Below are 8,271 nucleotides of genomic sequence, written 5' to 3'. Positions count from 1 at the left end.
TGCGGCTCGCGGTGGATGTGGCGATAGACGCCGGGGCGCAGATCGCGGAGCTGACGGGCGGCACCGCCGAGGCGGTCGCCCGCCGCGAGTTCTCGGGCGGCATCGTCACGGGCGCGGCCGCCATCACCGGCGCGGCAGAGCTCGCCGTCACCTTCCCGCCCGGCGCGCTTGCCGCCGGGACGTGGCTTGTGCAGGTCCGCGTGACGGTCGGCGGCGAGACGCAGACGGTCTTCGAGGACCGTATCGCCGTGGCCGAAAGCCTCGCGACATGAGGGTCCGGGATGGGATCCTGGGGCTCGTCCGCACGATCCTGACGCCCTCGTCGCGGAGCGAGGACGACTACACATGGTGCGTCATCCCCATTGGTCATGCCTGGGTCGGGGCCTTGCTGGCGCCGCTTGGCCCCGCCGCGGCCCCGTTCCGGCTGCTGGCGTCGGATGCCTACTGGACCCTCAAGGAACGGGGCGATCTCCGCCGCGGGGGATCGTGGCGGGACGGCCTGGTCGATACGGGGTTCGTGGGCGTCGGCACGCTCTATATCGGCCCGTGGTGGTGGCCCTACGCCATAGGTGTCGCCGTGGTGGCGGGTTTGCTGGCCCGATGGTCGGCCCGGCGCGATCCGACCTGGCGGTAGGGTCTTTTGGGGTGGATACTGTTGAAAAACCCATGCTGCGGCCTGAAGCCCATCCGCAGCTGGAATTTTGTCCCCCAGGGCGGCGGCGAGGACCGGTTTCCGGAGCACTTTCGCGAGGAAGCAGAACCATTTCCCATCGAGCGCAGCCTCGCGGCCGTGTAGTCGAGTTTTTCAACAGTATCGGTGGGAAGTGGACCTTCGCAGCGGTGGGAAGCCGAACTCGCAAGGCGGGTAAAGCTGACATTCGGAAATCTATCCTCGCGGCGCGCTCCTCGCTTTTCACGGAAGGCGCACCATCGAGTGAAGGCAACAGAATTGCATTGAAGCGCAACGAATGCCATGTTATCCGCAACGTTAGGATACGAACATGCAACAGAAGGCGGTTTTTCGCATGGAGCACTTCCCGATTGTCCAGGCACTATGCCGCGCAGCAATGGCTGAGCCAACGCCCGCCCTTCGCAAACAAATCGAACGCTTGCATGATGCGCTAACTAAAGATGGCGAGAAGCAGCAGGCGGCAACACTGGCCAAAATTCTCTCAGCGGCAGACCGCCTGAAGGACGTAGCGCCGAGCCGCATTGAGCGATCTAGAGTCAATCTTGCCGGTGAAGCCATTGGACGAAGCACGCAGGTTCCTGTTGACCGAGAAACGTCGGCATCGCTAGCGGAGATCATCTTCCCCGACGATTTCCATGCCACCGCCCCGCTGTTCAACGCGACGGTCACGCAGGCGACCGAGAGTATCGTCGATGAATGGCGCAACTTGGAAGCACTATCGACTGTAGACATCATACCTTCGAAGACCTGCCTGATCTACGGCGAGCCGGGCACCGGCAAGACGCGGCTCGCCCTGTGGATCGCGCATGAGTTGCAGTTGCCCGTGGTACTTGTCCGACTAGACGGCCTCGTCTCCTCGTTCTTGGGAACTACTGCCCGCAACATCGGGAACCTGTTCACCTTTGCGAATAGGTATCGCTGCATTCTGCTGCTCGACGAGTTTGACGCGATTGCGAAGGTCCGCGATGACCCGCAAGAAGTGGGTGAGATAAAGCGGGTGGTGAACACCCTCCTTCAAAACCTCGACGGGCGGCAGAGAATCGGCCTAACGATTGGGATCACCAATCACCCTAACCTTCTCGACCCGGCAGTCTGGCGGCGATTTGAAATCCAACTCGAAATCCCGAAGCCGGACTTTGAGGTCCGCAAGGCGATAGCCCAGCATTTCATGCCGCCGGTGATCGCCCCTGACAGCCACATTCGGTTGATCTCGTGGTTCACCGAAGGTTCTACTGGGGCAGAAATCGAGGCTCTGGTCCGAACGTATAAGAAGGCGACTACAGTCCGCGAGGAGGACCGGCGAGGACTTCTCGAAACTCTTCAGCAGTTTGCGACCCTGAATGCCGCGCGCATTCAGCGCGAGCGCAGGACGCTGCTCTTTGCCGATCCCGGTAAATTGTTTAAAGCGATGCGCAACGACGAGGCATTGAACTTCACTATGGCCGACATCGGCGAGATCGCCGGAAAGGACAAATCATCGGTCAGCAGATTGTTGCAGAAACAGGCGATAGAAGAGGACGTGAGCGATGGCTAGCCCGATCCAGATCGTCCTGAACCCGGAGAACTTCGATGAAGCACGTGAAGCGGCCGGAGGTGGAGGGCGCAAAGATTTCTATGCCCACCGTGACCGCGAGTTTGTCGCGCACAAGGCTGCTCTCATGGGCCAACTCGATTCGATCTCTGCAACTCTCGCTGCCCAATCGCAAGGTCCCATTGGTTACCTCAAGGTCGTGCTAAAGCGAGAGGCTTGGGCAAAGAGCCACCGCCCCGTGTCAAAGCTGTTCAGGAGCGACCGGACGCCGGTGGTGGGCGGAGGCGATCTCGGCGAAATGCTGGTGGAGGGACGCCCCACGACCCTTGCTCTGGTCAAAGCGGAAATCGAGAAATCGGAAACGGCGACCGTTATGCGCTTCGACGAGGCGCGGGGCCGCGAATTGCCCCACCCCTCTGCTCAGCGCAGCGAGACCGGTGCAATCGACCGTATCGAATTGTATGGACCAACCGACAAGCGCAGGTTTTCAGTCGAAGAGGCTGTCACATGGCTTTCGAACCCCATGACCGGCAGTAGTTACGAGGTTGAGCTTTTCGATGTTGTTCCGCCCAGAGACGAGTGGGACAGGCTCGACGCGCCTCACCGCGAGCTGATCTCCACCTTCATAGAAGGTTTTGGAGAAGTTGGGAAAGGCATGTCGGTCGAGCGACTGCCAAGTTGGAAGCGTGGATTGCCGAGGCTTTCAGTCCGCCTTGACCAGTCGCCGAACGGCGCTGTCATGAGGCTGACAAGTGCATCTTCTGCGGCGCGCGAGCGGCGTGCGCTCGCTCCTTTCGACGGCGATCCCCAAAGGCATTCCCAGCTTCTGAAGTTCCTTGATAAACACCCTCTCGTTCGGAGGGTTGAACTGCCGGGCGTGGTTGTCCGTTCTGCCAGAACACCCTCTCTGGTGCGAACACGACCCAGTGTTGCGACCATCCCCAATCGGAGTGCTCAGTCTTCGCATCCTAGAATTGGCATCGTGGACGGCGGGATCGGCGACGCGCTGTCGGGGTGGATTATAGACCGCTGGGACATACTGGCCGACGAGGACATGGACCTCAATCACGGCACCTTCATTGGAGGGCTAGCTGTCGCGGGAGGAACCTTGAATGGCCCTGAAACCTGCCCTGAACCCGACGGTGCGGAACTCGTGGACTTGGCAGTTTTTCCGGATCCAAGGAAGCCGGGTGCTTTCTCCTCCTACTATTCGGGAGGCCTCTCTGACTTTTTTGACGAGCTGGGCACAGCCGTAGCAGACGCGCGTGCACGGCACGGCGTGAGGGTCTTCAACATGAGCCTGAACATACTCCAGCCTGCCGTTCCTGATCGTTACAGCACGCACGCCGTCAGGCTCGACCAGATTGCCGAAGAGAACAATGCTGTCCTATTCGTATCGGCAGGAAATACCGATCCGCAGGACTTTCGACCCGAGTGGCCTGCAGACACCGCCACAGCCCTCTCGATCTTGGCGGTCGCACGAAACGATGGTCTCCTTACACCGGCCGAGAGCGCCCGAAACGTAGCAGTTGGCGCTGTAAATCCGCCAGGGCACGGGGGCTGCCTACCCTTCGCACCTACGCGTTTCAGCCGCCGGGGACCCGGCCTTAGGTCTGGTGTGAAACCTGATCTTGCTCATGTCGGTGGTTCCGGCACGCGACATGCTTCCCTTGGCCATGGTCTATTTTCAGTTCTTCCCGATGGAACGGTCGTTGACGGGTGTGGCACTAGCTACGCTTCCCCGCTGGTCGCCAAGACCGCTGCGAAGCTGGTCCACGAGATTGAGGGCGAGGTGTCCAGAGAAACACTTATCGGGCTTCTGGTTCACAACGCTGAGACCCCAGAGCCATTGCGCCCTAAAGAACTTGGCCCGGTCGCTCGGCACCTTGTCGGTTTCGGTTTGCCGCCTTCCGCTGACAGGATTTTGGAGACTGGCGATCACTCGATAACGCTGGTGTTCGCCTCTCGCATTCTGGAGGGCCAACAGATCAACTTCCGGTTTTCATGGCCGCCTTCCTTGGTTGCAGGAGGGAAATGCAGGGGCCACGCCAAGCTAACTCTGGTCTCCACGCCGCCGCTGGACGCACGATTTGGGTCAGAGTTCGTCAGGGTGAATATCAATGCGGCGCTCCAGCAGGCCCAGGACAGAGGCTGGAAGGGGCGGCTGGACCCGCTCTATCTTCCGTCTTCACGCGGCGTACACGCGGTCGAAGCCGAACTGATCGAACACGACTTAAAATGGAGCCCTGTGAAGGTATTTGAGAAGACATTTCCAAGGGGTATTGGCCCAACGTCAGACTGGAGATTGATGGTTGAATATCTGACCCGCACCGGCGAGCACATGCCGAATGGCGGTATTCCCTTCACGGCCATTCTCACAATCAGTGATCCTGAGGGCGATGCGCCCGTGTTCAACGACATGCGCCAGAGCTTGCAAGCTCTCGGCGCACGCATCGCCGACATACGGACTGCAGTCCGGATCACGCCGCGTGTGTAGTGTGTTGTCGTGCTGAGGTTTCTTGCACATACGTTGGAGCAGCTTGACCTGGCCCTTGAGCACGTCCTGAAACGCGATGCCAATAGCGCACGCTTTGCCGTGATGCTCACCGACAACGCTCTGGAGCTAGTTCTTCATCAGTTCGCCAGCGATGAACGGCGTGAGCGCTCTGCGCTGTGGAAGCGTGAGAAGACCTATGAGGATGAGGCCGAACTGGAAGCAGCGCTTGGGCGACATTTCGATGCCAAGCTCCGCTTCGCCAGGCCGAGGCTGCCACTCTCGGACGAAGAGGCCCAGACCATCTCGATCTGCCACGATCTGCGCAACGATGTGTACCATATTGGTTTGCAGCATGAGGCGGTGCTGCCCGCGATTGCGGGGCTGTATTTTGCGTGCGCAGCTTCGGTGCTGGAGCGTTACGAGCCCAACTTCTTGAGCTACAGCCCAAACATGGTGCTGCCTGAGCGCTCCAGAAAGTTCTTCGAAGTACAAAAGCCCTTCGGTCTTAGGGGACGGGAAGATTTTCAGGAAGGCTGCCGCGCTCTGGCGGCCCGGGCCGGTTTTCAGGTCGGCCCTTTCGTCGAGGCTTTGGCCGATCACCTTGCCGAGATCATCGAAGAGCAAGACAGCGTCATTGATATCGTAGCAACGGGCGGGCCCAATCAGACGAGCCGCGATGAGGCGGTAACCCAGACCGAGAGCTGGCACATCATGTTTGATCCAAAAGCCGCCGGCGCGGCCAAGAAGCGCCTCAAGGGCAAAAGGCCCGATGCAGGGAAGTCAATCGCTGAACTCCAGAGCTGGCTGTTGGAGAATGGCGCCCTGCGATATACCTGTGATCCGGTGCCCGGCTGGCGCAGCCGCGAGGCATCCTTGCGCCGGGAAAAAAACCCGCACAAGGCCCTGAAGAAGTACCGGGATTTCATCGTCCAAAGCGCTGACATCCGCGAACTCTTGCTGGAAGCCTGCGGCCAGATCGAGCAGTGGATCGAAGGCCAGATCGAGCGGATGCGCATGGGCGATGTATGAGAGCGAGGGAAAACCATGGGAAATCCGCAGCACTATTCGGTTGAGCTCCCCTGCCGGTGCCTTGCGCTGATCAATGGGCTTTGGCACGAAGCCTCCAAACTTCACGGCGAGGAAAACCCCGAGCTCGGCCCGCTGACTTCGACTTTTCTGGTATCTATGTCCATGCCGATCCTGACCATTCCGCTTGAGCGCGTTGAGCGTCAGATCGGCAAGGCTGAGGACCAAGCCTATGCTGATGATCGGCATTTGGGCCCAAAGGCCGCCGACGCATTTGTGGATGTGATCAGAAAAGGCAAGCTCGGCGAAGCCGCCTTCTACAAGGAAGGGGCATGGCGTTTTGTTAGCGTGAGGAAAGGACCATTTCCGAACATCGCGAGCGGTCTGCCAGAAGACTTGGCCGAAGCGCTTTCCGGCGATGACGCGGTCGAGGCAGCACGTGCCATGGAGGCCTCACAGTGGGTCAGTATCCTTCGGAACGCGATGGCGCATGGCGGCATTGCCTATCTAGATGAGACCGGCCGCAGTAGCCATGGCACGCCAGCAAAGATGTTTGCCTTTGTGAGCGGCAAGTACGCCAAGCCCAAGTGCCAGCATGCCGAGGCCAATTGCAGGTTTGGCATGGGCAAGCTGGAAGGGCTTAACATCCTGCGTATCAGCGAGACCGACTACCGACAATTTCTTGAGGCATGGGTGGCATGGCTTGGGGCCACAAAAATCGCGAAAATGCCCGCTGCCTAGGTGACAATACGGAAGATGCCTTTATGCCGACGCCTTCACCAACACATTGGGTCGGTTCTCAGCGGAACATGGCATGATACCCGTGCGACGCGAGTGGTTTTTGGTCCGACCGAGATAAATTGTAGGTGGACGTTGAGCTCCAGTCGCGGGATGGCAGCTTCCTTCTGTTCGACCGCCGCTGCTCTGCAAAAATGCTGCGCGATTCAACAATGGCAGGAACGCGAAAGCTGCAACGCGGCATATCGCAAGTCGATTGACGGCAGCTTGGGGTCGAGGCTGTGTGAAAACTCGGTCAGGCATGGTCGACCCCGAAACGACGTTTTCCCAAAGGAGCACCGGCAGTATTTCGTTCCGGCTCAGGCCGCCAAATGCGGGCCGCTGAGAAAACTGTTCCCACCAGATTCTCGAAATTGGAGTTTTCACACAGTCTCGGCCGCGAGCGCGCAAGTGACGTCGGGAGGGGGCTCGGCCGAAATGGCGCACGGCCTTAGGTTCACTGCTCTGGTCTTTGGGACGTTCGATGTCGGGATGGCGATCGGATTGCGGCCGAGACCCGCTAGGGGCGGGCGAACCTTGCGCCAGGCGGGAGCTCGACCGTGTGCGCGTCGGTCGTTTGAGCAGGCCGCCTGCCACATCTGCATTGTGGACTGCTGACCCAGGGTGAGGTGCTGAGGCTCGATGCCAACGACGCTTGAGAGACAGTTTTCGCGATGCGTTGCCGCGAATCATGACATTCCATTTAGGCGTGACTGGGGCGGGTGAAGTGCCACGGTAGTTGCCCTGCGGACGCTCCATCCGGCCCCACATGGTCCCCACAGACCGGGAAGTCGGCGTAAAATCAGGTGGGTACGTTGCAGACCACCCGCACCAAGCCAGCGTTTCAGAGTATTGCAGGTAGCGATATGAATAAGGCATAACTACCGGGGGTGAGGGACGGGACTGTGCCAGCGTGACTCACAGGATTTCAGGGGAGCACGCTGCAAGGTGGTATGCTAGCTGGTATGCTGACGGTCAGGGAAATCAAGGCGGCGCCTGCCGGGCGCTACGGGGACGCGGGCGGTTTGTCCCTCATCAAGACGAGCCAGGACTTCGGGGAAATGGAACTTCCGCTATTCGTTTTTGGGGCCCGGCGCAACATGGGGCTCGGCTCATGGCCGGAGGTCGGCCTAGCGTAAGCGCGCCGGAAGAGAGACCGCTGGGCGGCCGTGCTGCGAGCCGGGCGAGACCCGATCACCGAGCGGAATGAAGAGCGCGCCGCCACGAAGGCCCAACTCGACAAGACAGATCCCACATTTGCAGAGATGGCCTCGATCGTCTTTGAGGCGCGAAAGGCCACTCTGCGCGGCGGCGGCGAGCGCGGACGGTGGTTTTCCCCGCTTCAGCGGCATGTTGTCCTGCACATCGGGAAGATGCGCGTCTCCGGAATCACCCCTCAGGACATCAAGGGGGCCCTGGCCCCGATCTGGCGGACGAAATTCCCGACCGCCGAGAAGGCGTTGCAACGCACCAGGACCGTGCTGCATGAGGGGCGGCTGATGGGATTCGGCTGCGACCCGTTCTCGGCCGAGGCGGCGCAGCGGATGACCATAACCGCCGACATCATCGAAGAGGCGATGGTTAACGCGACAGACGACCTCCGCGCAGTCTTCGACGCGCTTGAACGGTTCGACAAGCGATGAACTGAAGAACAGTCCACCGATCTGGCCGGCACCGCCTTCGGGGCGCTCTCTGGCCCGCTGCTGAAGGCGGCCGTCGCGGCCTTCGCGCCCCCCGCGGGCTGGCAGC

The 8,271-nt window shown here is 60.4% G+C and carries 7 protein-coding genes; all 7 read left to right on the top strand.

Going from position 1 to position 8,271, the window contains the following annotated elements; all coding sequences use genetic code 11:
• Positions 1-272: hypothetical protein (locus BYZ73_RS22955; protein ID WP_181498136.1), on the top strand; the 272-nt coding region annotated here is incomplete at its 5' end.
• Positions 269-634: a hypothetical protein gene (locus tag BYZ73_RS20250; protein WP_112317448.1), complete on the top strand. Its 366-nt coding sequence runs from the start codon at positions 269-271 to the stop codon at positions 632-634. The genes BYZ73_RS22955 and BYZ73_RS20250, both read left to right, overlap by 4 nt.
• Positions 635-1,001: 367 nt before the next feature.
• A complete protein-coding gene (locus tag BYZ73_RS20245) occupies positions 1,002-2,225 on the top strand; it encodes an AAA family ATPase (protein WP_245943249.1) in 1,224 nt (407 codons plus the stop codon).
• A complete protein-coding gene (locus BYZ73_RS20240; protein WP_112317447.1) occupies positions 2,218-4,719 on the top strand; it encodes a S8 family peptidase in 2,502 nt (833 codons plus the stop codon). Before BYZ73_RS20245 ends, BYZ73_RS20240 begins: the two co-directional genes overlap by 8 nt.
• 33 nt (positions 4,720-4,752) lie before the next feature.
• Positions 4,753-5,748, top strand: a complete 996-nt coding sequence (locus tag BYZ73_RS20235; RefSeq protein ID WP_146746367.1) for a hypothetical protein — start codon at positions 4,753-4,755, stop codon at positions 5,746-5,748.
• A 15-nt stretch (positions 5,749-5,763) separates the two neighbouring features.
• Positions 5,764-6,486: a hypothetical protein gene (locus tag BYZ73_RS20230; RefSeq protein ID WP_112317445.1), complete on the top strand. Its 723-nt coding sequence runs from the start codon at positions 5,764-5,766 to the stop codon at positions 6,484-6,486.
• Between the two features lie 1,301 nt (positions 6,487-7,787).
• Positions 7,788-8,165 carry a phage integrase central domain-containing protein gene (locus tag BYZ73_RS20220; protein ID WP_112317443.1) on the top strand — a complete coding sequence of 126 codons (378 nt, stop codon included), beginning with the start codon at positions 7,788-7,790 and terminating at the stop codon, positions 8,163-8,165.
• Positions 8,166-8,271 lie beyond the last annotated feature (106 nt).

Source organism: Rhodovulum viride, assembly GCF_003265965.1.
Classification (GTDB): Bacteria; Pseudomonadota; Alphaproteobacteria; order Rhodobacterales; family Rhodobacteraceae; genus Rhodovulum; species Rhodovulum kholense.
This window is presented reverse-complemented; position numbering and strand designations above follow the sequence as displayed.